Genomic DNA, 1391 nt, shown 5'->3' on the forward strand with positions numbered 1-1391 from the left:
CGGCACTTCCACCCCCAACCTATCAACCTCGTCGTCTACAAGGGGTCTTACATACTGGGAAATCTCATCTTGAGGGGGGCTTCACGCTTAGATGCTTTCAGCGCTTATCCCTTCCGCACGTAGCTACCCAGCGATGCTCCTGGCGGAACAACTGGTACACCAGCGGTGCGTCCATCCCGGTCCTCTCGTACTAAGGACAGCTCCTCTCAAATTTCCTACGCCCACGACAGATAGGGACCGAACTGTCTCACGACGTTCTGAACCCAGCTCGCGTACCGCTTTAATGGGCGAACAGCCCAACCCTTGGGACCTACTTCAGCCCCAGGATGCGATGAGCCGACATCGAGGTGCCAAACCTCCCCGTCGATGTGGACTCTTGGGGGAGATAAGCCTGTTATCCCCAGGGTAGCTTTTATCCGTTGAGCGATGGCCCTTCCATGCGGTACCACCGGATCACTAAGCCCGACTTTCGTCCCTGCTCGACGTGTCTGTCTCGCAGTCAAGCTCCCTTATGCCTTTACACTCTTCGAATGATTTCCAACCATTCTGAGGGAACCTTAGGGCGCCTCCGTTACACTTTAGGAGGCGACCGCCCCAGTCAAACTGCCCACCTGACACGGTCCCTGTACCGGATCACGGTACGAGGTTAGAACTCAAATGCGATCAGGGTGGTATCCCAACGGCGCCTCGACCGAAGCTTGCGCTCCGGTTTCTACGGCTCCCACCTATCCTGTACAAATCGCACCCCAGTTCAATATCAAGTTGCAGTAAAGCTCCATGGGGTCTTTCCGTCTTGTCGCGGGTAACCTGCATCTTCACAGGTATTAAAATTTCACCGGATCTCTCGTTGAGACAGCGCCCAAATCGTTACGCCATTCGTGCGGGTCAGAATTTACCTGACAAGGAATTTCGCTACCTTAGGACCGTTATAGTTACGGCCGCCGTTTACTGGGGCTTCGGTTCATAGCTTCGCTTGCGCTAACCACTCCCCTTAACCTTCCAGCACCGGGCAGGCGTCAGCCCGTATACTTCGCCTTGCGGCTTCGCACAGACCTGTGTTTTTGCTAAACAGTCGCTTGGGCCTTTTCACTGCGGCCCCCTCGTGCTATTCACACTACCGGGGCACCCCTTCTCCCGAAGTTACGGGGTCATTTTGCCGAGTTCCTTAACGAGAGTTCTTCCGCGCGCCTTAGAATTCTCTTCTCACCCACCTGTGTCGGTTTACGGTACGGGCACCTGCTTCCTGGCTAGAGACTTTTCTTGGCAGTGTGAAATCATGACCTTCGCTACTACAATTTTCGCTCCTCATCACAGCCTGGCCTTGCGATATGCGGATTTGCCTACATATCAGCCTCACTGCTTGAACGGACATCCATCAGTCCGCGTCACTA

At 54.7% G+C, this 1391-nt stretch carries 1 rRNA gene; it reads right to left on the bottom strand.

Going from position 1 to position 1391, the window contains the following annotated elements:
• Positions 1-1391: ribosomal RNA gene (locus PaeCFBP13512_RS23115) — 23S ribosomal RNA — on the bottom strand; the annotation flags it as partial.

It is taken from the genome of Paenibacillus sp. CFBP13512, from assembly GCF_005233705.1.
In the GTDB taxonomy this organism is placed as follows: Bacteria; Bacillota; Bacilli; order Paenibacillales; family Paenibacillaceae; genus Saccharibacillus; species Saccharibacillus nuruki.